A 25,213-nucleotide genomic window follows, 5' to 3' on the forward strand; every position below is an offset into this window, starting at 1 on the left:
GTCTGGTTTTTAAGACAGGGCTTTTTTTGTGTCTTTATAGGTGTTTATAGAATTTTTAGGTAAATAAATGTGATTATATGGCAGTTTGTGAATGTTTTTTTTCGTTATTAATTGTTTTCTTGTCCTGTTTTTAGGACTGGTGTTGAGTGGTTATTCCAATTCTAAGTCTGTTTGATTGCTAAGTGTTTGTTTATATTAGATTTTTATAAATATTCTATGTTTGGCATAAAATTTGAGTAGTGGTTAGTTGAGTATTCAATCTTATGCCTGCATTCAGGCTCAAAACAAAGTCTTAACTCGATGAGGTTGTTTCATCAAATCTCTAAGGAGCGAAATTAATGGCTAAAATTATGAAGACAATGGATGGAAACACTGCAACTGCACACGTAGCATATGCTATGAGTGATACCGCAGCCATCTATCCCATTACCCCATCATCCACCATGGGTGAAGTTGCTGAAGAATGGGCAGCACAGGGCCGCAAAAACATTTTCGGTCAGGTTTTAAATGTAAAGCAGCTTCAGTCTGAAGCAGGTGCCGCCGGAGCAGTTCATGGCGCTCTTGCTGCAGGGGCTCTTACATCAACCTACACAGCGTCGCAGGGTCTCCTGCTCATGATTCCTAACATGTACAAGATCTCCGGTGAGCTTCTCCCCGGTGTTTTTCATGTTTCTGCCCGTGCTCTTGCAGCGCAGGCTCTTTCTATTTTTGGGGATCATCAGGACGTAATGGCTTGTCGTCAGACAGGTTTTGCAATGCTGGCATCAAGCTCCGTACAGGAATGTATGGACATTGCACTTATTTCTCACCTTGCTTCAATTGAGTCCAGTGTTCCATTCATGCATTTCTTTGACGGATTTCGTACTTCTCATGAAATTCAGAAGATTGAAGTCATCGATTATGAAGATATGGCAGCACTCATGGACTGGGAAGCTGTTGCGAATTTCCGCGCCAGAGGCATGAGTCCTGAGAATCCGTCTATTCGCGGAACAGCTCAGAACCCCGATATTTATTACCAGACACGTGAAGCTTGTAATCCTTTCTACGAGCAGGTTCCTTCAGTAGTCGTTAAGTGCATGAAGAGAGTCGGTGATCTCACCGGTCGCTACTACAAGCCTTTTGATTATGTAGGACATCCTGAAGCTGAAAGAGTTATTGTTGCAATGGGTTCCGGTTGTGAAGCAATCGAAGAAGTTGTCAACCACCTGATTGCTCAGGGCGAAAGAATCGGACTTGTTAAAGTTCGCATGTATCGTCCTTTCATCTCTGAATACTTCATGCAGGTTCTTCCTGCTACTACCACAAATATCACTGTTCTTGATCGTACAAAAGAGCCTGGCGCTATTGGTGATCCTTTGTATCAGGATATTTGTACTGCTTTCATGGAACGCGGTGAAGCTCCTGTTATTACTGCCGGCCGTTACGGTCTCGGTTCTAAGGAATTCACACCTAGCATGGTCAAGGCTGTTTTCGACAACATGAAAGCAACCGGTCCTAAGAACCACTTCAACGTTGGAATCGAAGACGACGTAGCTCACACATCACTTGATATGGGTGCTTCTCTCGATACAACTCCTGAAGGAACTGTACAGTGTAAGTTCTGGGGACTCGGAGCTGACGGAACTGTCGGTGCTAATAAGCAGGCTATTAAAATCATCGGTGATAACACTGATATGTACGCACAGGGATACTTCGCTTACGACTCTAAGAAGTCTGGCGGTATCACCATGTCTCATCTGCGTTTCGGTGACAAACCGATTCAGTCCACCTACTTGGTAACAAGCGCGGACTTCATTGCTTGTCATAACTCAAGCTACGTTCACCTTTATGACCTTCTTGAAGGCATTAAAGATGGCGGAACTTTCCTTATCAACTCACCTTGGTCCGCAGAAGATATGGAAAAAGAACTTCCAGCTTCCATGCGCCGCACCATTGCTGAAAAGAACCTCAAGTTCTTCACAATAGATGCTGTTAAAATCGCTGCTGCTGCAGGTCTTGGTGGTCGTATTAATATGATCATGCAGACTGCATTCTTCAAGCTTTCCAGCGTAATTCCTTTTGAGCAGGCTGTTGCTTTGCTTAAGGAATCCATCAAAAAAGCTTACGGTAAAAAAGGCGACAAGATTGTTAATATGAACAATGCAGCAGTCGATCAGGCTGTCGCAAACCTTGTCGAAGTTACCTATCCTGATTCTTGGAAAGACCTCACTGATACAGAAGAGACCGTCACAGATGAACCCGACTTCATTACTGATGTTGTTCGTCCTATATTGGGCCAAAAAGGGGATAACCTGCCTGTTTCCGCTTTTGAACCAGACGGTCTCTTCCCTCTTTCCACTTCTCAGTTTGAAAAGCGCGGCGTAGCAGTAAATGTTCCGCAGTGGCTTCCTGAAAACTGTATTCAGTGTAACCAGTGTGCATTTGTTTGTCCGCACGCTGCAATCCGTCCTGTTCTCGCTGCTGAAGAAGAACTGGAAGGAGCACCGAAAAGTTTTGTAACTATTGCTGCCAAGGGCAAAGAACTCAGCGGCCTTAAGTATCGCATGCAGATTTATTCTCAGGATTGTCTGGGCTGCGGTAACTGTGTTGATATCTGTCCTGCAAAGGAAACAGCACTGGTTATGAAACCTCTTGCAACTCAGGCTCCGACTGAAATTCCTAACCTTACTTTTGCGCAGACTATTCCTGAAAAAGATGACCTGGTCAGCAGATCTTCCGTTAAAGGAAGTCAGTTCCAGCGTCCTCTTATGGAATTCTCCGGTGCATGTGCCGGTTGTGGTGAGACCCCCTACGTTAAAGCTCTCACTCAGCTGTTCGGCGAACGCATGGTTATTGCGAACGCAACAGGTTGTTCCTCAATCTGGGGTGCATCTGCTCCGACTACTCCTTACTGCACAAACAAGAACGGTCATGGTCCTGCATGGGGCAACTCACTGTTTGAAGATGCTGCAGAGTTTGGTTTTGGTATCGAAATGGGTATTTCGCATCGCCGTGAAAAACTTGCAGACCTCGTAACTGAAGCTATCAGCGAAGGTGTTCCTGCCGAGCTGGAAGAAGCAATGCAGGGATGGTTGGACAACCGCAAGAACGCTGCTCTCTCAGAAGAGTTCGGTAAAAAGGTTCTTCAAAATCTTTTCGCTGCTCCTCAGACAGATCTTCTTTTCGAAATTGCTGACATGGAAGAATTGTTCACTAAGAAGTCCTTCTGGGTCTTCGGTGGTGACGGTTGGGCATATGACATCGGTTTCGGCGGCGTGGATCACGTCCTCGCATCCGGTGAAGATATCAATATCTTCGTAATGGATACCGAAGTTTACTCAAACACCGGTGGTCAGGCTTCTAAAGCAACACCGCTCGGATCCATCGCTAAGTTTGCTGCTTCCGGTAAAAGCACAGGTAAAAAAGACCTTGGTCGCATCGCGATGACCTACGGTTATGTATATGTTGCCTGCGTTTCCATGGGAGCTAACAAACAGCAGTTCCTGAAAGCTGTTCAGGAAGCTGAAGCATACCCCGGTCCTTCTTTGGTCATCGCGTACGCGCCTTGTATCAACCAGGGAATCAGAAAGGGTATGGGCAAAACTCAGCTTGAAATGAAGTTGGCTGTAGACAGCGGTTACTGGCCTCTCTACCGCTACAATCCGCTTCTTGCTGATGAAGGTAAGAATCCTTTCATCCTTGAATCTAAAGCTCCTGACGGAACAATGCAGGAATTCATGGCTGGTGAAAACCGTTACGGATTGCTGGAACGTACCAACCCAGAAGCATCAAAAAAATATCGTGCGAAAATCGAGAAAGATTACAACGAACGCTACGATATTTTAAAATATATGGCTGACGCTGGTTCCAGCGAAAGCGAATAAAAACCCCACCGTTTGCGGGTGGACAGCTCTTAGTCCACCCGCAAACATCCCTTTTTCTGCGAGGTTGAAGGTGTTTCGTAGAAGGTTGGGAGGGAGTCATTCAAAAGACTTTAAAAGAATGAGATTTTATTATGCATATGTGGTACGATGAAGCTGTTTCATCAAAGCATAATAACAAACTTCGATTTTTTCTGCTTAAGGAGGAAACATGACTGTAGGAATTCTAGCTCTTGTAGCACTCGTTCCGATTGCTCTTGCCCTGATTTTAATGGTTGGTATGCGTTGGCCTGCAACTAAAGCAATGCCGGTTGCATGGTTATCCTGTGCTATCGGCGCAATCGCTGTCTGGAATCTTCCAGCTGCTTATGTTGCTGCGCTTACTTTGCAAGGTTTTGTAACTGCAACTGGTATTTTAATCATTGTTTTCGGTGCTATTATTATTCTTTATACGCTGAAATACAGTGGTGGTATGGAAACCATTCAGTATGGTTTTCAGGGAATCACTCGTGACCCGCGTATTCAGGTTCTGATTATCGGGTACATGTTTGCCGCATTTATTGAAGGCGCAGCAGGGTTCGGTACTCCGGCAGCTCTCGCCGCACCGCTCCTCTTAAGTCTCGGTTTCCCGCCACTCGCAGCCGTTGTTATGTGTCTGGTTTTCAACTCCTTCCCGGTAACGTTCGGAGCTGTTGGAACACCTGTCATCATCGGTTTCAAGTACCTCACCGGACTTGTTGAAACAGCAGTAGCTACCGGCGCTCCCGGTGTTAATTTCAGCTCAATGGAAATGTTTGATAAGTTGGTCAGTCAGTGGGCAACTTTGATGCATCTTCCTATGATCTATATCCTGCCTATCTTTATGCTCGGTTTCATGACCAGATACTTCGGTAAGAACCGTTGCTGGAGTGAAGGTTTCGGAGCATGGAAATTCTGTTTGTTCTCTTCAACTGCATTCTCAGTTCCCTACCTTTTGACTGCATGGCTTGTAGGACCAGAATTCCCATCTCTCATCGGTGGTCTTGTCGGTCTTGGTATTATCATTGTTGGAGCTAAAAATGGTTTCTGTATGCCTTCCACTTCATGGTCTTTCGGACCTATGTCTGAGTGGGATGCTGAATGGACCGGTTCTGTTTCTGCTGAAAACGGCGGAGAATTCAAAGCTCACATGAGCCAGTTCCGTGCATGGACTCCTTATGTTCTTATCGGTTTGATCCTTGTTGTTACCCGTATTCCTGAACTCGGTCTCAAGGGCATGCTTGCCGGTGTATCTATTCCTTTCACAAACATCCTTGGTTTTGAAAGTGTAAATGCTTCTATTAAATATCTATATCTCCCAGGTACTATTCCTTTTGCTCTTGTAGCTATCCTTACGATCTTCATTCACAGAATTCCCGGCGATAAAGCTGCTCTTGCTTGGAAAGAAGCTATCGCTAAGATGAAGAGCCCTACAATCGCATTGTTCTTTGCTGTTTCAATCGTTTCTATCTTTAAGGGTTCCGGTATTGTTGATGCGGCTCTTAACCCTAACAATTATTTGTCCATGCCTCTTGCATTGGCAGAAACTGTTTCCGGTCTTGCCGGTCAGACATGGCCTATGTTTGCATCCTTTGTTGGTGGACTCGGTTCTTTCATCACAGGTTCAAACACTGTTTCCGATCTTCTTTTTGCAGAATTCCAGTGGGGCGTAGCTTCAACTCTGAATCTGCCTCATCAGATTATCGTTGCAGCACAGGGCGTCGGTGGAGCAATGGGTAACATGATTTGTATCCATAACATCGTTGCCGGTTGTGCGGTTGTCGGATTGTCCGGCATGGAAGGCGCTATTCTTAGACGTACTGTATGGCCTTTCCTGCTTTACGGTCTTGTTGTCGGCGTAGTTGCATGTCTCATGTCCTTCGTATTTTTACCTCACCTGTTCTAGTTTGATTTAATATCCCGGTCGGAGCCATCGCCGGCCGGGATATTAAAAAAGTGTAGAATGGTGTTAATTATATATTCATAATGAGTTCATTTTTAAGACAGGAGCAAATATAATGTCCAATGCAAAACTGGCAAAAGAATTTGAAAAAATAGTCGGAGCTGAAGGTGTTCTGCATACAGAAGCAGACCTGCATTCATACTCCTACGATTCAGCAGTTCTTAATCCTGCTGTCCCGTCTCTTGTGATTAAGCCTACTACCACAGCACAGCTTGGGCCGGTTACAAAGCTTTGTAATGAGCATGGTCTTCCTTTGACTGTTCGCGGTGCTGGAACAAATCTTTCCGGCGGAACTATTCCTCATCCTGGCGGAATTGTAGTTCTGACCAACGGCCTTAATAAAATTTTAGAAATTAACGAAGAAGACCTTTATGCAGTAGTTGAGCCGGGTGTTGTTACAGCTCAATTTGCAGCAGAAGTCGCAAAACGCGGCCTTTTTTATCCTCCAGATCCAGGCAGTCAGGCTGTTTCCACACTCGGTGGTAACGTTGCTGAAAATGCGGGCGGTCTTCGCGGCCTTAAATACGGCGTTACTAAAGATTACGTTATGGGAATTGATTTCTTTGACGTTAACGGTGACCTCATTAAGGCCGGTTCACGCACAGTTAAATGTGTAACAGGTTACAATCTTGGTGGACTCATGGTTGCTTCTGAAGGCACTCTCGGTGTTTTCAGTAATATCATTTTCAAGCTTGTTCCTCCTCCTAAAGCTTCGAAAGCTATGATGGCTGTCTTTGACAATATCGATAAAGCTTCTGAAACAGTTGCTGCTATTATCGCAAATCATATCGTTCCTTGTACTCTCGAACTGCTTGATCACGTTACTATTAAATATGTTGAAGCTTTCACTAAAGCGGGTCTTCCAACCGAAGCTGAAGCTATTCTTTTGATCGAAGTTGATGGTCATCCTGCTGAAGTTGCTGATGATGCTCAAAAGATTGTTGATATTTGTAATAAAATCGGTGCTACTTCTGTTCGTGCGGCTGAAACAGCAGCAGAACGTGAAAGTCTCTGGTTTGCTCGTCGTAATGCACTTCCTGCTCTTGCACGCGCACGGCCTACAACAGTTCTTGAAGATGCAACTGTTCCCCGCAGTCAGATTCCTGCAATGATTCGCGGAGTTAATAAGATTGCTGAAAAGTATAACATTTCTATCGGAACTTTCGGACATGCCGGTGACGGTAATCTTCATCCGACAATTCTTTGTGATAAAAGAGATGAAGCCGAGTTCCATCGCGTAGAAGAAGCAGTTAATGAGATCTTTGATGTGGCGCTTTCTCTTAAAGGAACACTCTCCGGTGAGCATGGAATAGGAATGGCTAAATCCAAATGGATGATAAAAGAAACTAATCAGGCAACTCTTGATTATTCTCTCCGTATGAAGAAAGCCATTGACCCTAAGGGTATTCTTAATCCCGGCAAAATCATTGAGGCTAGCTAAATGTCTGACGTTAAAAAATTAGCTAAACAACTTATGGAGCTGGACGACCAAATGGTCGCTTGCATGAAGTGCGGTATGTGTCAGGCTGTTTGTCCTGTCTTTGCTGAAACCATGCAGGAAGCTGATGTTACTCGCGGTAAGATCGCTCTTCTTGAGAAGCTTGCTCATGAAATGATTAAAGATCCTGATCAGGTTAACGAGAAGCTTAACAGATGTCTGCTTTGCGGATCATGCGCTGCGAACTGTCCAAGTGGTGTTAAGATCATGGACATTTTCATTAAGGCGCGTGTTATCGTAACAACCTATAAGGGTTTGTCTTCTGCTAAAAAGTTTATTTTTAAGGGACTTCTGACTCGTCCGAAATTGTTTAACTTTCTGACTGACATGAGTGCTAAGTTTCAGGGGCCTTTTGAGAAAGTCGCTGATGAAGCAGCCGGAACAGCAAGCTGTGCTCTTTTGAATCCGTTGCTCGGTGAGCGTCATTTTATGCCGCTTGCAAAGCGTCCGTTCAGAAAAGATTATCCCAGCGTTGATACTCCTCGCGGAGCAAGCGGCCTTAAAGTTGCTTTTTTCCCGGGATGTGTCGTTGATAAAATGTATCCTCATGTAGGACATGCCGCAATGGATGTTCTAAAGTATCATGGTGTGGGTGTTTTTCTTCCTAAGGGACAGGCATGTTGCGGAATCCCGACTCTGGCTTCCGGAGATCAGGAATCATTCATCACACTTATGAAACAGAATATAAAAGCTTTTGAAGAAGGCAATTTCGATTATCTTGTTACTCCATGTGCAACTTGTACTGCAACTATTAAAGAAACATGGATTAAGATGATCGAGGATGAGAATCCTGTCTTTATAGAAAAAGTTAAAGATCTTGCTGACAAGACTATGGATATCACTGCATTTTTAGTTGATGTTGTGGGAGTGACTTTGCCTGCAGAACCTAAGAAAAGTGACAGGACTGTGACGTATCACGACCCTTGTCATCTTGCAAAATCTCTTGGAGTTACTGAGCAGCCCCGTGCATTGCTTAAAAAAAGTGATAAATATGAGTTTAAAGAGATGAATGAAGCCAACCGTTGCTGTGGTTGCGGTGGTAGTTTCAATCTATTCCATTACGATTTATCGAAAAGTATAGGCCAGCGTAAAGCTGATAATGTAAGAGCCGTCGGTGCAGAAGTTGTTGCCACCTCATGTCCTGCATGTATGATGCAGCTTGGTGACATGCTTTCGCAGTCCGGTGGTGGAATTGAAGTACGGCATGTGTTAGAAATTTATGCCGATGCAATAAAAAAATAGTGTAAAATGGTCCAGATCGTAATTACGGTCTGGACTACTTTACGAAAAACCGCTCTTATGTGAGCGGTTGGTTTTTTTAGCGGGTAGTAGGAAAGTAAAGTTACTTCCGGCCCGTTTGGTTATCAAGTTGAACAGCGCGGGATTTGTCTGATCCGGAAACCAGATATCCAACCTCCCCGCACGTCAAACAGGAGTTTTTTAGTGTCTATAAATTTGTATATTACAGCCACCGAAGAGAAAAGCGGAAAGTCTGCAATCGCTTTGGGCGTAATGCAATTGTTACTTAGAGACATACAAAATGTCGCTATTTTCAGGCCTATTATTAATGATAATCAGACAGGTTCCCGCGACCATGATATCAATCTTTTAATGAATTATTTTAATCTTGATATCAATTATGAAGATACTTACGCTTACACTCTTAAAGAGGCTAGAGAGCTGATAAATAATGGCAAGCATTCATTGTTGCTAGAAAATATCCTGAATAAATACAGTAAGCTTGAAGAAAAATTTGATTTTGTTCTCTGTGAAGGAACCGATTTTCAGGGTAAAGACCAGAACTTTGAATTTGATATCAATGCGGAGATCGCCGCCAACCTCAGTTGTCCTGTTTTGCTTGTTGCAAACGGCAGAGGAAAAACAACAGAAGATATCATTGCTTCGACTCAGCTCGTAATTGATGCTTTGGAAGATAAGGGTGTAGACACCGTGGCTGCTGTAATCAATAGAATTACAGCTCCGCCTTCTGAAATGGCTGAAATCCTTTCCAGCATCAAATGTAAAACAAGATGCGCACAAGATTTGCTTGTTTACGGTATTGCTGAAGATGAAAGTCTTGGTAACCCCAGCATGAACGATGTGCGGAAATGGCTCGACGCTTCTGTTCTTTATGGCCACGGAAGACTTGATACTCTCGTAGACGACTACGTAATCGCCGCAATGCGTATTGGTAACTTCCTTGAATATATTGAAGCCGGAAGTTTGATCATTACTCCCGGTGATCGTTCAGATATCATTTTGAGCAGCCTTGCATCCAGATTATCCACTTCCTTTCCTGATATCTCCGGGATTCTTCTTACCGGTGGATTGCAGCCAAGTGCCAGCGTTCACAGGTTGATTGAAGGGTGGACTGGTGTACCGATTCCTATTCTGTCGGTAGATACTAATACTTATCGTACTACTCAGGTTCTTAGCGAACTCTACGGACGCATTGATCCTGAAGACCAGCGTAAAACAGCTTCCGCTCTGGGAACTTTTGAATCGCATGTTAATATTAATGAACTTAGACAGCGTCTTGTTTCTACAAAATCAGACAAAGTTACTCCGAAGATGTTTGAGTACAAGCTGGTTCAGAAGGCAAAGGCTAATAAGCAAATTATAGTCCTTCCTGAAGGAACAGCCGAAAGAGTTCTTCGTGCCGCTGATATGCTTACCCGTCGCGGTGTCGCTGATATCGTTCTGCTTGGTAAAGCAGATGAAGTCGGTTCTAAGATTTCTGCACTCGGTCTTGATATGCACAATGTCAGAATACTTGATCCTGAGTCTTCTCCTCAGTTTGAAAGCTATTGTGAAACTTATTTTAAGCTTCGCGAGCACAAAGGTATCCGCATGTCGGATGCCAGAGACAGAATGCTGGACCCAACTTACTTCGGTTCCATGATGGTCTATACAGGTGATGCAGATGGAATGGTTTCAGGTTCTGTTACTACAACTGCGCAGACAATTCGTCCCGCATTTGAGTTTATTAAGACAAAGCCCGGAGCATCTATTGTATCCAGTGTTTTCCTGATGTGCCTGAAGGATCGCGTTCTTGTATTCGGAGACTGCGCGGTTAACCCTAATCCTAATGCTGAACAGCTTGCAGAAATTGCTCTCAGTTCTGCTCAGACCGCTCGTATTTTCGGTGTAGAACCTAGAATTGCGTTACTTTCATACTCAACAGGGCAGTCTGGTAAAGGTGCTGATGTTGAAAAAGTTAAGGAAGCCGTCCGTATTGCAAAAGAGCGTGCTCCTGACCTGCTGATTGAAGGGCCTTTGCAGTATGACGCTGCAATCGATCCTTCGGTAGCTAAAACAAAACTTCCGGACAGTCAGGTGGCAGGACGAGCAACAGTGTTCATCTTCCCTGATCTAAATACCGGAAATAATACTTATAAAGCAGTGCAGCGTTCAGCTGAACAGTCCGTTGCAATCGGACCTATTCTGCAGGGACTTAACAAACCGGTAAACGACCTTTCCAGAGGTTGTACGGTTCCCGATATTGTAAACACCGTAGCGATAACCGCTATTCAAGCACAGGCGGAAAAGGGACTTATTTAATGAAAATATTAGTAATCAACGCTGGAAGCTCATCAATTAAATATCAACTTCTTGATATGACTTCAGGCAATCCTCTTGCTTCCGGCATTGTCGAACGTATCGGCGAAGAGATGGGCAGTCTTACTCACAAAGCATTTCTTGGAACTCCGAAAGAGTTTAAAGAAGCTATTGAATGTGCATTTCCTACACATAAAGAAGGAATGCACGAGGTGGTTCGCCTTCTAACCGACCCTGAAAAAGGGGTTATTAAAGATAGTTCAGAAATTGCCGGTATCGGTCATAGAATCGTGCACGGCGGAGAACTTTTTTCTAAACCTGTTGAAGTTGATGCAGAAGTACTTCAGGGAATCAGAGACGTTATTCCTTTGGCTCCTTTGCACAATCCCGGACATGTTATCGGGATTGAAGTTGCAACGGAACTGTTCCCCGGAGTAAGACAGGTTGTAGTGTTTGACACTGCTTTCCATCAGACAATGGAACCTAAAGCATTCATGTACGGTATCCCTTACGAATATTACGAAGAGTTTGCTCTTCGTCGTTACGGAGCACATGGAACTTCACATAAATATGTAGCTCGTGAAGCCGCTAAAGTTCTCGGTAAACCTCTTGAAGAGTGCAATCTTGTTACTGTTCATCTGGGCAATGGTGCTTCTCTTTCCGCTGTTAAAAAAGGAAAATGTAGCGATACTTCAATGGGACTGACTCCTCTTGGCGGGATCATAATGGGAACCCGCTGTGGAGATCTTGACCCAGCTATTGTCGGTTTTATCTCTGATAAAAAGGACATGAGTGCAGCTGAAGTTGTAACAATGTTTACCAATGAAAGCGGCTTGAAGGGCATTTGCGGTTCCAACGATCTTCGCGATATCCATTCCCGTATTGAAAAGGGTGATGAGCGTGCAGAACTGGCTCTTGATATGGCGACTCATAGAGTCCGTCAGTTCATAGGTTCTTATTTCTTCGAACTTGGCAAAGTTGATGCTATCGTCTTCACTGCCGGAATCGGTGAGAATGATCCTGAATACAGAGCTAGAACCTGTTCTGATCTCGAAAACTTTGGAATTATCATGGATTCTGACAAAAACTGGAATTGGGATAGAACTCCATCAGCAATCAGTGCCGATGACAGCCCTGTAAAAGTTTTTGTTATAGCGACAAATGAAGAGCTTGAAATTGCTAACGACACTGTTGCAGTTCTTGGATTGTAGCAGATAGTTACTAGGATAAATTCGGTTCGGGGAGTGGAAGTTTCCGTGCCGGAATAAAAGGATGGTTTGGGTCGTTCCTGTTATGGAACGACCCGAAGAAATGTACCCAGATCAGACTGTGGAAGGGCTGAAGTACTGCATTCGAGTGGAAGTCGAAGCTGTATTACACTGGGAATTACCAACGGATATTGCATTAAAGAGTTTACCCCTTTGACCGTGGAGAAAAAATGACAGTCAATAGCGAAAATGTCAAACTTTTCACTGAAAAGGCCGGATTAGTGTCGGCCATAGTTTCAGAAGTGTCTTCTTTAGATGAAGCGTTCCAGTACACAATAGACCTTTGCGGCAAAAAAGAAGCTTGTAAATTACTTGTTTCCGGTTGTGAAGAAGGTCTTTCCGCTAAAGCCGGTGCTCTCTGTGAGACCAAGACCGGAAAAACCATAGCCGCGCCTGCCCTCAATAAAAAACAGTTTTCATCATTAGGCAAACTCTGTTCAGAGAATGGTTTTGACCTCTTGAAAGATGGTCTTCGTAAATATCTCGGTGGAATTGATATCGGTTTTACCGTTGTCGACCATGGAATTGCGGAAACCGGAACTCTTGTACTTAAGTCCCGCAGTGAAGAATTAAGAATTGCTACAATGATCAGTGAAGTTCATGTCGCTGTACTTCCTAAGTCTAAGATCGTCGGTACTTCCTATGAACTGGAATCATTCTTGGAAGAGTGTATGCGCGCTGCTGATTATACAGCGTTTATCACTGGTGCCAGCCGAACTGCTGACATTGAGCGAGTGCTTGCTATTGGTGTGCACGGCCCACTCGAACTTCATATTCTTCTTCTGGAGGACAAATAATGCAGGATGCCAAAAATTTTAAAGAGTACAAAGGCCAAGTTAGAGAAGCTTTAGATAATGATTTCCTGCGGACTGCTATGGATAATTTCGCTATTGCTTATCGCACAAGCAGAGCAAATGCTTTTAAAGAAATTGATGATAAAGCTTTGATAAAAGATATTGCAAAAGCGAAAGCTTGTTCTACTGCAAATATAGACGAACTTTTTGTTCAGTTTAAAGAAGAAGCTGAAAAAAAAGGTGCCGTTGTTCATTTAGCAGCAACTGCTCAAGAAGCGAATGAAATAATCGGTCGTATTGCTCAGGAAGAAAACTGTACAAAGATTGTTAAGTCTAAATCCATGACCGCTGAGGAAACACTCCTCAATCATCATTTGGAAGACCTTGATCTGGATGTTGTCGAAACTGACCTCGGTGAGTGGATTATTCAGCTTCGTCATGAAGGTCCGAGCCACATGGTTATGCCTGCGATTCATCTTTCCCGCCATCAGGTCAGTGATACTTTTACTGACGCTACTGGCAAAAAGCAGGATGATGATATTCCGAAGCTTGTTAAAGTTGCTCGCCGTGAACTTCGTCAGAAATTTACTGAAGCTGATATGGGGATTTCCGGTTGTAACTTTGCAATCGCAGAAACTGGATCCATCGGTATCGTAACCAATGAAGGTAACGCCAGATTGGTTACCACTTTACCTAGAGTACATGTTGCTCTGATGGGACTTGATAAACTTACACCTAAATTGCATGACGCTTTACGTGTACTTAAAGTTTTGCCCCGTAATGCTACAGGGCAGGCTATCACTTCTTATGTTACCTGGATCACCGGGTCTAACGAGTGTGCCGTGGCTGAGGATGACAGGAAGAAAGTGCACTTCGTGTTTTTGGACAATGGAAGACGCGCTCTCGCTAAAGACCCGGTGTTCGCTGAAGTTCTTCAATGCGTTCGTTGCGGAGCATGTGCCAATGTCTGTCCTGTTTATCGCATGGTCGGCGGCCACAAGATGGGCCATATTTATATAGGGGCTATCGGCCTCATTCTCACTTACTTTTTCCATGGAACTGATAAAGCTAAAAACCTTGTTCAGAACTGTATCAACTGTGGTGCATGTAAGGAAATCTGCGCAGGCGGTATTGATCTTCCTGCTCTGATTAAAGAAATTCATGCCAGAATTCAGGACGAGGAAGGACATTCTCTTCCATCGGCTATGCTGGGCAAGATGATGAAAAACCGTAAACTGTTCCACAAATTCCTGCGTATAGCAAAATATGCTCAGAAACCTGTGGCAGGCAATGACGGTTTCCTTCGCCATCTGCCCATGATTTTTGCTCCTGATCATGATTTCAGATCATTACCGGTGGTTGCTGAAGTTCCTTTCCGCGATATGTGGTCTAAAGTTAAGCCTGCGAAGATTGCAAATCCAAAACACAAAGTCGCGATTTTCTCCGGCTGTGTTCAGGATTTCGTTTACCCTGAGCAGTCTGTAGCCACTGTGGAAAGTATGCGCGGTAAGGATATCGGACTTGAATTTCCTATGGATCAGTCTTGTTGCGGTCTTCCATTGCAGATGATGGGAGAAAAACAAGCGTGTAGAGAAGTAGCAATTCAGAATATGGAAGCTTTTGAAAATTCAGATTGTGAATATATTTTGACCATGTGTGCTTCTTGTGCATCACATCTCAAACATAATTATCCAAAAATGCTTGGCCATGATCCTAAATATGCAATTCGTGTTCAAGAGTTTGCAGATAAGGTTATAGACTACAGTTCCTTTATGAACGATGTGGTCGGAATTAAAGAAGAAGACTTCCTTGATTCAAAGGGTAAAAAAGTTACTTATCATGCTCCTTGTCACCTTTGCAGAGGGTTGGACGTAAAAACCGCTCCTCGTGAGTTGATGGTTAAAGCAGGACTCGACTACGTAGAATGTGCTGAAGAAGAAGTATGTTGCGGATTCGGAGGAACTTACTCAGTTAAGTTCCCTAAAATATCTGAACAGTTGCTTTCTAAGAAAATGCACAATGTAGAAGAAACTGGTGCAGCTGTTCTGCTTACCGATTGTCCCGGTTGTGTTATGCAGCTTCGCGGTGGTGCTAAGAAGAAAGGCCTTGATATAGAAGTCCGTCATGTTGCGGAACTTTTATCCGAGCGCAGAAAATAGTTAAATGGTAGAATCAGCTGTCTCGCATAAGGCGTGACAGCTGATTCTGTTTAAATATTTATCGTCGCGGCATGTAAACAGCATTGCCTCCATGTCCGGTACCTTCACCTCGCAACTGAATATATATCGGTTACCTGCCGCACAATCCAGGCTTTTCCATTCGCTCGCCCGGTGGAAAAGCCTTTTTTTGAATCTAATTTCTAGAATGATTGTCTTTATAGTTTAATTCTTACTTGTGAAAGGAGAGTGCTATGTTTAAAAATTTATCGATTGGCGGCAGATTTTTCGTACTGTTGCTGGTGATGTTTTTGTTTCTAATTCTTAGTGGAACGATGTTTATGATGCAAAATCAGGAGCTTGCTGACTACGGAATGAGTGAGATTCAAAAAGTCATGTTTGAAGAGGAAAAAGGTAAAATTGAGGTTGCGACTAAAACGATTGCAATTTCTCTCGGAGAAGAACTGAAAGACGTTTATGGTCAGGATGATAAAGTTGAATTTATAAGAAAAGCAGTTGATAAAATCAGGTTCGAAAAAGATAAGTCAGGATATTTCTTTGTATACAAGGGGACTGTTAACGTTGCACTGCCTACGAAAAAAGCTGTTCAGGGTAAAGATTTAAAGAACGCCAAAGATAAAAATGGTGTATATTTTGTTCAGGATCTTGCACGTGCAGCTCTAAGTGGCGGCGGTTTTGTTTCTTATGTTTTTGATAAGCCCGGTAAAGGGATTCAGCCGAAACTAGGCTACGCAGAAATGATACCCGGCACGGATATGTGGATTGGAACAGGGGTTTACATTGATAATATCGATGAAGTTAAAGCCCGTATCAATGGTGAGATGATAAGCAATGCTAAGTCCGGTACTATTAAGATTGGGTTAATAGTCGGGGCTGTTTTAATTTTTTTAGTTTTACCACTTTGTCTGTATATGATCCGGACGATTGTTCGTCCTTTGCATGAATCGACTGAAGCTGCCAGTAAAGTTGCTTCAGGTGATCTTGAAGTAAAGCTTAATCCGCAGGGCAGAAATGAAATTTCTACTTTGCAAAGTGCTTTAAATTCAATGGTCGTTACTTTGTCGTCTAATCTTGAAAATATAAAAGCGAAAGGCGCGGAGGCTGAAGAGCAGACCCGTGTTGCCAAGCTGGCCGCTGCGGAAGCAGATGAAGCGCGTCGTCAGGCCGAAGGGGCTAAGAAAGAAGGTATGCAGACTGCTGCGGATAAACTTGAGTCTGTTTTAAAAAATATAGTTGAAATTTCTAAAAATGTTGAACAGAGCACTGAAGAAATAATGACCGGAAGTGATTTCCAGAAACAGCGCATAGCAGAAACTGCCACAGCAATGGAAGAGATGACAGCGACTGTTCTTGAGGTTGCTCAGAGTGCTTCTGAAACGAACAAAGACACGGAACAAACAAGAAATAAAGCTACCGAAGGACATCAAGTTGTTCAAGGGACCATTGAGTCGATGCTGGGTATTCAAAAGCAGACTAATGATCTTGAAGAACTGATGGATAAGCTTAATACTCAATCAACTGATATCGGAAAGGTTATCGGCGTAATTAATGACATTGCCGATCAGACAAATCTATTGGCTCTTAATGCTGCAATTGAAGCTGCCAGAGCAGGGGATGCCGGTCGAGGTTTTGCGGTTGTTGCTGATGAGGTTCGTAAGCTTGCAGAAAAAACAATCGGTGCAACAGATGAAGTTGAAAAGAGCATTGCTTTGATTCAAAACCTAGCAAAACAGAACATATCGGGTATGCAGAGCGCTGTTAAAGCAATTAGCGGTGCTACTGAGTATTCAAGGACGTCTGGTGATGTTCTTGCTGAAATTGTTAAGCTTGCAGGAAATGCTGCGGGACAGGTTCAGTCCATTGCCACAGCAGCAGAGGAGCAGTCGGCAACATCAGAAGAGATTAATCGCAGTATCGCCGAAATTGATTCTATGACAGAAGATAATGCGAAAAATAGTATGCGTGCTGCAGAGGGCGCAAAAGATCTCTCCGGTGAAGTTGATGCGCTTGTTGCTCTGGTTGAAGAATTACGTAGATAATAAATTTATTAATGATTGTGTGTTATTGGGTTTTTATGCCGATTTAACTGGCACTACAAATAATTAGGCAAAGGAGAAAGTAATGATTAAGCATATTGTTATGTGGACGTTGAAGGATGAAGCTGAAGGTGGAACTGCTGTTCAAAACGGGTTGAAAATTAAAGAAATTCTTGAAAATCTGTCTGGAAAGATCGATACCCTTAAACATATTGAAGTAAGTGTAGACATTTTTGAAGCATCTCCGGCTTGCAATGTAGTACTTTATTCTGAATTTGATACAAAAGAAGATCTTGATGCCTATCAGATTCATCCTTTGCATCAGGAATGTGGTGTTTTTATCAAACAGGTAGCGTTATCCCGAAGTGCTGTTGATTACGTGATATAGCAACTCCATAATTATTATTTTTAGAGAGCTGGAAGTTTAACTACTTCCAGCTCTTTTTTTTGTTTCAACTTTTTTTACAAAATACTTTTATTAAAATTATATGTCGTGTATATTGGGATTAGGTTTTAGTAACTGGTTCAGGAATTGTTTTCTGAATTGATGCGTTCAATGTGTGTAATATCTTATAGGGGGAGGATCCTATGTTTAAAAATTTATCAATCGGATCCAGATTTTTCTTTCTGTTAGCTCTGATGGTTCTATTTTTGATTGTAACCGGAGTTCTTTTTCTAGGAGCTATCCGCGATATTACAGAATATGGAGTAAGCGAGACTCAAAAGGTCATGCTTGCAGATCAGAAAGATAAGATACATGTAGCTACTAAGAGCATGGCACTTTCCATTGGTGAAGAGTTAAAGGATATTACGGGCGAAGATGAGAGGTTAAAGTTTATACGTAAAGCTTTGGACCCGATCAGATATGAAAAGGACAATTCCGGGTACTTTTTTGTATATAAGGGTACTGTTAATATGGTTATGCCTCCCAAGAAGTCCTTGCAGGGTAAGGATCTCGGAGGACTCAAGGATCATAACGGGCTTTTCCTTGTTCGGGAGTTAGAAACCGTTGCCCAAGGTGGCGGTGGTTTTGTTACTTACGAATTTGAAAAGCCTGGAGCTGGAGTTCAGCCGAAGGTCAGTTATGCACAGATGATTCCCGGAACTAGTATGTGGATAGGAACCGGCGTTTATATTGATAATATTGATCGTGAAAAGGCTCGTATAAGTGGCGCTATGAATGAAAGCGCAAACTCTCTTACTATGAAGATTCTGCTCGGGGCCGGCGGAGTTTTTCTTATTTTCATATTACCTTTAAGTCTCTATCTTATCAGAACAATTGTTACTCCTCTACGCGAATCAACCGAAGCTGCAACATCTGTAGCTGAGGGTAACCTTGATGTAAGTCTTGATCCGCAAGGTAGAAATGAAATTTCAACGCTGCAACAAGCTTTGAATTCAATGGTTTCTACTCTGTCTCAGAATATTGAGAGTATTAAGCTAAAGGAAGCAGAAGCTCAGGAAGCAACTAAGATTGCTCAGAAGGCTGCTGCTGAAGCTCAGGAAGCAACTAAGCGTGCGGAAGGGGCAAAGAAGGAAGGTATGTTGGCTGCTGCTGAAAAGTTGCAGGCCGTTATTGACCGTGTTTCTACAATCACTGATGAAGTTACTGCCAGTGCTGAAGAAATTCTGAGTGGAAGTGAGTTTCAGAAGCAGAGAGTGGCCGAGACTGCAACAGCAATGGAAGAAATGAACGTTACTGTTCTTGAAGTTGCCCGAAATGCTTCTGAAACAAGTGAAAGCTCTGAGATGTCTATGGAAAAGGCCGGCGAAGGCGCTGAAATGGTTCAAGATACTATTGTTGCTATGACGGACATTCAGGATAGAACAGCCAAGCTCAAGGAGACAATGGAACAACTCGGCAGGCAGTCTGTTGAAATCGGAAATGTACTTGGTGTCATCAATGATATTGCCGACCAGACAAATCTTCTCGCTCTGAATGCTGCTATCGAAGCCGCAAGGGCCGGAGATGCCGGAAGAGGATTCGCAGTTGTCGCCGATGAAGTACGTAAGCTAGCAGAAAAGACAATTGGTGCAACAGAAGAAGTTGAAAGTAGCATCAATTCTATTCAGCAGTTGGCGCGCGAAAATGTTAAGGGCATGGATGCAACAGTAAGTGCTGTTGAAAAGGCCACTGACCTTTCTCGCACTTCAGGAAATATGCTTACTGAAATTGTTGAATTGGCTCGAAATTCAGCAGATCAGGTTCGCTCTATTGCAACAGCCGCTGAGGAACAATCTGCAACCTCTGAAGAGATTAATCGTAGCGTCGGTGAAATTGATTCCATGACTGAAGAGAACTCCAGAAATAGTCAAAAGGCATCTGATGGAACCCGTAATTTGTCGGAAGAAGTTCGAGAATTGCTTGATCTGGTTGAAGAATTAAGGCGCGGCGACTAATACGTTTTTGCTGAAAGCATTGTTTAATCAGCTTCGACAAAAAAATCAGGGCCGGGACCGTAAAAGGCTCGGCCCTTTTTTGTTATTTACAGGCCATTTGGGCGGAGGTTTTTGTGAGTTACAAACAATTGTCAATTGCTCGAGATTTTCTGTCAAAAGAATTGAATTTACATCCTGATAAATTGGATGAATTTATAAAAGAAGTAGCTGATTCTTTGCGTTTGCAATTGGACGAACTGGATGAATCAATTGATAATGGCGATTTCGAGTCAATAATTATCCATGCGGATACGCTTAAAGAAAGTCTTGGCAATTTAGGGCTTGTAGATATGAGCTTGGTTGCTGATAATATCGGAAAAGACGCTCAAAGTACTACTCCTTTATATTTAGGATGTTCTTTTATGCGACTTAAAAAAGAGTTGTCATGTTTATTCTAATTTTAAAATTTAATTAAAAAAATAAGGCCCGGCAGATATTTCTGCCGGGCCTTATTTTTTTATGTGTTTAAAAACCTTACAGCTCGGCTTTCAGACCAGAGTTGTTTTTCTTGTGGTAAGTCTGTGAAACCAACATGTCCGCCATATTGGGGGATTTGAAGAGATAGGTAATTGTTGTTCTGGGCTTCTGCAATGGGGTAGCATTCAGGAGCGAGAAAAGGATCATCTTGAGCGTTTATAATAAGCGTAGGAATTTTAATCCGATGTAAAAACTGTTTGCACGATGCCTTGCTGTAGTAATCGGAAGCGTCTTTAAAGTCATTAAGCGGTGCGGTATATTTGTTGTCGAAATCTATAAGATTTTTAATGGATGGCAGACCTTCAAGCGGAAAGAGAGTTGGGAATAGTCTGTTTTTGGTGATGACCTTTTTTTTGAGTGATCGTAAAAAATATTGGCTGTAAATAAAGTTTGATTTTTTACAAAGCTGCCTTGCTGCTGAAGCAAGATCACATGGAACGGATATTCCTATTGCCCGTGTAACATTTTCAGGAACTTGTTCGGGATTTTCACCTAAGTATTTCAAAACCTGATTTCCACCCATGCTGAATCCGATAAGAGCCGCGTCATCATATATGCCGTGGTTTAATCCGTATTGCAGAACTGTGTTGATGTCTTGGGTGTCGCCGCTGTGGTACATTTGCGGCCTTCTGTTCATTTCTTTGCTGCATCCTCGAAAATTGTAGGTGATGCAATCCCATCCGGAAAGAACCATGGCTCGTGCCATTCCAAGCACATAGTGTCTTCTTGAGTTGCCTTCAAGTCCGTGAGCAATTACAGCCAGTCTTGTGCTGCCGGCCAGATGCCAGTCGATGTCCAGAAAATCTCCGTCGGGAGTGTTGATTCTTCTTCTTATAACAGGAGGGAGATTAACTTTTCGGAAAAGTCTCGGGAAAATGGTTTGAAGATGGCCGGACTGGAGAGGAAATTTAGGTTTATAGGGTGGGGGCTGCAATAAGGGCATTTGGTAAAAATATCCGTCCTTGGCTTACGTTTGCAAACCGGATTTTGATGTTTGTTGAATAATAAACGACACTATTCAAACCAGAGTATACCTAGGATTGTTTACTGTCAAAAGCAGAAATGAGGATTTCGTGATTATTTATGTTTAATTTTTTTTATTGAAGCAAGAGCTTAAGGCCGATGAGGATCAGAACGATGCCGCCAACCAGTTCTGCAATATGGCTATAGCGTGAAGCTTTGGAGAATTTTTTGCCAATTTGCATACCTATTGCTGTTAATACAAACGCTGTAATACCAATTAAAACTGATGGCATGGCAATGGGATAGTCCATAATCGAAAAGGACAACCCGACAGCAAGAGCATCAAGGCTTGTAGCAATTGACAGGAAAATAAGTGAAAATCCTTTAGTAGGATCTTTTTTGGTGTCGCACGATTCGTCTTGCTGAAAGGAGTCATAAATCATTTTTCCGCCTACAAATGAGAGCAGAATAAATGAAATCCACGGAGCGTATGTTTCCACCATGGCTTTTACGGCAAGACCGGCAGCCCAGCCTATCACCGGCATGAGAGCCTGAAAAAGACCAAAATGAAACGCGAGTCTGAAAGTATGGCGTTTTGTTACTTCCGGCATGCAGAGACCGCATGCAACAGCTATGGTAAAGGCATCCATGGCAAGAGCTATGGATATGATGATTATTTCATATAAAGTCATAAAAATTTTGTTTTGCTTTGATGGGTTGAGTAAGAGTTGTTAACAGCTGAAACCTCTATCTAGTATGAGCTGTTTTGTTAAGTAAAAAAAGATGCGTGAAAAAAAATGTCGCGGAAAAAATATCCATTAAAGAAATAGCCCGGAACTATTTTTAAAATATATAGTTCCGGGCTGATTACAAACTTTTTATTAAATTCCCGGAACCGGAAATTTAGAGCAGAAAGATTCAATCTCGTGTTTAGTATGTCTAGCCAGTTCTAATTTATCTGGATTTTTCAAAGTCTTTATCATCCATCCTGCAAGTTGAACCATATCCTTTTCTTTCATACCGCGAGTTGTGGCGGCGGGGGTTCCGATTCTTATTCCGCTCGGTTTCAGCGGAGGATTTGGGTCGTCGGGGATAATTTGTTTATTAGTTGTGATAGACACCGAATCAAGAAGTTCTTCTGCTACTTTACCGTTTATACCAAAGCTTTTTTCTGTATCAATAACCATCATGTGATTATCAGTGCCACCCGTGACGAGGCTTACTCCTGATTCTGTGAGTTCAGTCGCAAGCGTTTTTGCATTATTAAGGATTTGCAATCCGTATTTGTGAAAATCAAGTTCCGCTGCTTTTTTTAAAGCGATAGCTATACCGGCAATCGTGTTCATATGCGGGCCGCCTTGTAAGCCGGGGAAAACGGCCTTGTCGATCTTCGGAGCAAATTCTTTTTTACATAAAATGATTCCGCCGCGCGGACCTCTGAGCGATTTGTGGGAAGTGGTTGTGACTATGTCGAAACCGAAATCAAAAGGGTTCAGCATAACATCTGCTGCAACCAGTCCTCCATAATGCGAGGCGTCTGTCATTGTTATGGCACCGACTTCATCCGCGATTCGTTTGAATGATGCATAATCAAGATCTCGCGGATACGAAGTGTAACCGCATAGAATCATTTTAGGTTTATGCTTTAGAGCTGTCTTGCGGAGTTCGTCGAAATCAATGTTTCCATCGACAGGATCAGTTTTATAGCGGATAAAATTGAACAATTTACCCATAAAGGAAACAGGCGCACCGTGAGTCAGGTGCCCGCCATGGGAAAGGTCCATTGCCAGAATGGTGTCGCCGGGTTCGAGAAGGCCGAGGTATACAGCCTGATTCATGGGCGAACCGGAGAGCGGCTGCACATTAGCGTGTTCGCATCTGAAAACTTCTTTAGCTCTTTCGCGGGCAATATTCTCGATTTTGTCGGTAAATTCTTGACCGCCGTAATAACGTTTACCGGGATAACCCTCAGAATATTTGTTGGTAAAAACACTGCCTAATGCACAAAGAACTTCGGGATAAGTATAGTTTTCGGAAGGAATAAGTTCGATGCCGACTCGCTGTCTGCGTTCTTCACCCTCGAGGGCGGAAAAAATGTCGGGGTCTGATTTTTTGAGAAGGGCACGGTAAGAATTCATGGGCAACTCCTTTGTTTGTTCCCTCGTTAAAGGGAAAGGATGCACGTCGTATGACGTGGCCCAGGCGAGCGGCAGAAAGCTGATTCCGTGTTTCCTCGTGGTTTATTCCACTTAAGATCGCCAGTTGCACGGAATGATATAATTAAACAGCAGGCTTAAAAACTATCAACAGAATTTTATCCTGTAAACAATTTTTAAGCCTGCAATTTATTATGCTTCGCCTAATTTGTATCTGATGCGTAAAACGCCATCTTCAAAACTGTGTGAAACCATCTTGAATTCACCAATTTCGCTGGTGTTATCAACATGTTCACCAATGCAAGGGCAGGTGTCAAAATCGCCGATTTTAATAACTCTTACGCCGTCTACTCCGTCAGGGAGTCTTTCCAGATTATATTTTTCTTCAGCTTCTTCAAGGGTGATCAGATCGTCGGTGACAGGAAGTTTAGCAGAAATTGCTGCATTAACAGTCATTTCAATTTCTCTAGCTTCTTCGTCAGTCATGCCGCGTTTGTATTTATAGTCGCATTTAGATTTTTTCTTATTAATATGTGCGCTGAAACAACGACCGCAGTTGAATTTGCGATCCATTGCTGAATTCAGCATATGCTCCGCAGAGTGCATTCTTGGCTGATAGTCTTTTGCCATGATAAAATCCTTCTACTAACTAGCTGTTAGTTTGTACTTTTTATGTGATGAGTAATTATTCATTAATGATGAGGATATAAAGCAAGTGTGATTGTTTTGCTTTCACCGGATATTCAACAGGTAGGCATAGTATTTAAAATAGGGAAGTATTACAAGTTGAATTATTTTTATTTTTTAAATGAGATTCGCGTGGGGGCAGAAGGCTGGGTAAAGAGAAATTGGAGGCGCTGACAGCGTGTGCGCCTCCGTATTCTCTTTTACAGGGAGGAAGAAAACAGATCTTCTGCAATGTTTATGGGCATTACAGAGGGAGGTAGAACCCGTCTCTTCATGTTCATTTAAGGGGATGCCCTTTTAGAAATATAAAATCTTATTAAAATGACTGAGTTTGTTCGATAGAAGGAATCTGTATGTTCGAACTAAGAAGAGGTGTATACGAATTTGAAAAAGGTGTCAAAAGAAAGATAATAATAAAATTAAGATGTACTCTTGAAATAATCAACAAGTGCCTTACTAAGCCCATTCAGCAAAGGGGTATCCACACTCCATGATTGCCAATACAAGGGAACAGATACTCTCACGTTAGAAATCAACTCAATAAGCTTACCGGAATCAATGTCTTCCTGTGCCTGCATTTCCGGCACCATTCCGTATGCAAATCCTCTGCGAATTACATCTATGAATGATTCAGATGATGGCACGTAAAAAATAGGGTGCGTGATTGTCGTATCGGGAAAGGCTAAATTTAATATTTGGCCTTGAGTTTCATCTTTGCGGTTGAACATAGCCGCCGGAGCTTTTGTGACATTCTTCAAAGTGAATCCGTCCTTAAACCACTTATCCCGGAATGAATCCGTGCAAACGCATAAATATTCTATGGTTGCGAGGTATTCTCTTTTACAGCTTTTAAGTTGTTTAGAGCCGGTACCGATGCACCCGACAACTTCCCCTCGCTTAAGTAACTCATGAGTTTGGTTTTCGTCGTCAACGTAGATATCAAGAAGCACGCGATTTTCATGTAAAAAATCATCCAGCGCGTCAAACAGCCATGTTGCCAGACTGTCCGCATTCACACCAAGCGGTATTATAATAAAATCATCGGGATGATTAAGTCCTGTTTCATCTGCCAGTTCATGTTCCATAAGCCTTACTTGCCGCAAATGTTTTATCAGTTTGCGGCCTGCTTCCGTAGGTTCCGGCGGAACTGAACGAACTATCAGTACTTGGCCTGATTGTTCCTCAAGGTTTCGTATGCGCTGAGATACCGCTGATTGAGTAAGGTTCAGCTTGGCGGACGCTTTATCGAATCCGCCTTCCTCTATTACCGCAGTAAGAGCTTCCAGAAATTTATAATCGAGCATGTCATCAATATAAGC

The 25,213-nt window shown here is 42.9% G+C and carries 17 protein-coding genes and 1 riboswitch; of the genes, 12 read left to right on the forward strand and 5 right to left on the reverse strand.

Features of this window, described 5'->3' with window-relative positions:
• The first annotated feature begins 338 nt into the window (after window positions 1–338).
• The 12 genes from nifJ (at window position 339) to BLT41_RS10120 (ending at window position 20,009) form a co-directional block, all read left to right on the forward strand.
• Window positions 339–3,863, forward strand: a complete 3,525-nt coding sequence (gene nifJ, locus BLT41_RS10065) for a pyruvate:ferredoxin (flavodoxin) oxidoreductase (RefSeq protein WP_092160772.1) — start codon at window positions 339–341, stop codon at window positions 3,861–3,863.
• A 208-nt stretch (window positions 3,864–4,071) separates the two neighbouring features.
• Window positions 4,072–5,784, forward strand: coding sequence for an L-lactate permease (locus tag BLT41_RS10070; RefSeq protein WP_092160773.1), 1,713 nt, complete (start codon window positions 4,072–4,074; stop codon window positions 5,782–5,784).
• A gap of 112 nt (window positions 5,785–5,896) precedes the next feature.
• Entirely contained in the window at window positions 5,897–7,282 is a 1,386-nt protein-coding gene (locus BLT41_RS10075) for an FAD-linked oxidase C-terminal domain-containing protein (protein ID WP_092160774.1), read from the forward strand.
• Window positions 7,283–8,581 carry a (Fe-S)-binding protein gene (locus BLT41_RS10080; protein WP_092160775.1) on the forward strand — a complete coding sequence of 433 codons (1,299 nt, stop codon included), beginning with the start codon at window positions 7,283–7,285 and terminating at the stop codon, window positions 8,579–8,581.
• 201 nt (window positions 8,582–8,782) lie between these two features.
• On the forward strand, window positions 8,783–10,900 hold the full coding sequence (pta, locus tag BLT41_RS10085; RefSeq protein WP_092160777.1) for a phosphate acetyltransferase: 2,118 nt from the start codon (window positions 8,783–8,785) through the stop codon (window positions 10,898–10,900).
• Window positions 10,900–12,108, forward strand: a complete 1,209-nt coding sequence (locus BLT41_RS10090) for an acetate kinase (protein ID WP_092160779.1) — start codon at window positions 10,900–10,902, stop codon at window positions 12,106–12,108. The genes pta and BLT41_RS10090 overlap by 1 nt, the downstream gene beginning before the upstream one ends.
• 227 nt (window positions 12,109–12,335) lie before the next feature.
• Complete coding sequence (locus BLT41_RS10095; protein WP_092160782.1) at window positions 12,336–12,962, forward strand: lactate utilization protein; 627 nt, start codon at window positions 12,336–12,338, stop codon at window positions 12,960–12,962.
• Window positions 12,962–15,118, forward strand: coding sequence for an L-lactate dehydrogenase (quinone) large subunit LdhH (ldhH, locus tag BLT41_RS10100; protein ID WP_092160784.1), 2,157 nt, complete (start codon window positions 12,962–12,964; stop codon window positions 15,116–15,118). Before BLT41_RS10095 ends, ldhH begins: the two co-directional genes overlap by 1 nt.
• 251 nt (window positions 15,119–15,369) lie before the next feature.
• Window positions 15,370–17,175 (forward strand): methyl-accepting chemotaxis protein, encoded by a 1,806-nt coding sequence (locus tag BLT41_RS10105; protein WP_092160786.1) that lies wholly within the window; start codon window positions 15,370–15,372, stop codon window positions 17,173–17,175.
• An 82-nt stretch (window positions 17,176–17,257) separates the two neighbouring features.
• The gene (locus tag BLT41_RS10110) at window positions 17,258–17,560 is read left to right on the forward strand and encodes a Dabb family protein (RefSeq protein ID WP_092160788.1); all 303 of its coding nucleotides are present in this window, start codon (window positions 17,258–17,260) and stop codon (window positions 17,558–17,560) included.
• A 200-nt stretch (window positions 17,561–17,760) separates the two neighbouring features.
• Window positions 17,761–19,572: a methyl-accepting chemotaxis protein gene (locus BLT41_RS10115; RefSeq protein WP_092160790.1), complete on the forward strand. Its 1,812-nt coding sequence runs from the start codon at window positions 17,761–17,763 to the stop codon at window positions 19,570–19,572.
• Window positions 19,573–19,685: 113 nt separating this feature from the next.
• A complete protein-coding gene (locus BLT41_RS10120; RefSeq protein ID WP_092160792.1) occupies window positions 19,686–20,009 on the forward strand; it encodes an Hpt domain-containing protein in 324 nt (107 codons plus the stop codon).
• Between the two features lie 59 nt (window positions 20,010–20,068).
• On the opposite strand, the gene BLT41_RS10125 is transcribed toward BLT41_RS10120, so the two are convergent.
• The 5 genes from BLT41_RS10125 to BLT41_RS10145 form a co-directional block, all read right to left on the reverse strand.
• Window positions 20,069–21,031: a YheT family hydrolase gene (locus BLT41_RS10125; RefSeq protein WP_092160794.1), complete on the reverse strand. Its 963-nt coding sequence runs from the start codon at window positions 21,029–21,031 to the stop codon at window positions 20,069–20,071.
• Window positions 21,032–21,185: 154 nt separating this feature from the next.
• A complete protein-coding gene (locus tag BLT41_RS10130) occupies window positions 21,186–21,743 on the reverse strand; it encodes a manganese efflux pump MntP (protein WP_092160795.1) in 558 nt (185 codons plus the stop codon).
• 189 nt (window positions 21,744–21,932) lie between these two features.
• Window positions 21,933–23,189: a serine hydroxymethyltransferase gene (locus BLT41_RS10135; protein ID WP_092160799.1), complete on the reverse strand. Its 1,257-nt coding sequence runs from the start codon at window positions 23,187–23,189 to the stop codon at window positions 21,933–21,935.
• A gap of 51 nt (window positions 23,190–23,240) precedes the next feature.
• A riboswitch (ZMP/ZTP riboswitch) is annotated at window positions 23,241–23,327 on the reverse strand.
• Window positions 23,328–23,399: 72 nt separating this feature from the next.
• The gene (locus BLT41_RS10140; protein WP_092160800.1) at window positions 23,400–23,837 is read right to left on the reverse strand and encodes an alanyl-tRNA editing protein; all 438 of its coding nucleotides are present in this window, start codon (window positions 23,835–23,837) and stop codon (window positions 23,400–23,402) included.
• 476 nt (window positions 23,838–24,313) lie between these two features.
• Window positions 24,314–25,198 (reverse strand): LysR family transcriptional regulator ArgP, encoded by an 885-nt coding sequence (locus BLT41_RS10145; protein WP_092160801.1) that lies wholly within the window; start codon window positions 25,196–25,198, stop codon window positions 24,314–24,316.
• Window positions 25,199–25,213 lie beyond the last annotated feature (15 nt).

Origin of the sequence: Maridesulfovibrio ferrireducens (assembly GCF_900101105.1) — a bacterium.
In the GTDB taxonomy this organism is placed as follows: Bacteria; Desulfobacterota; Desulfovibrionia; order Desulfovibrionales; family Desulfovibrionaceae; genus Maridesulfovibrio; species Maridesulfovibrio ferrireducens.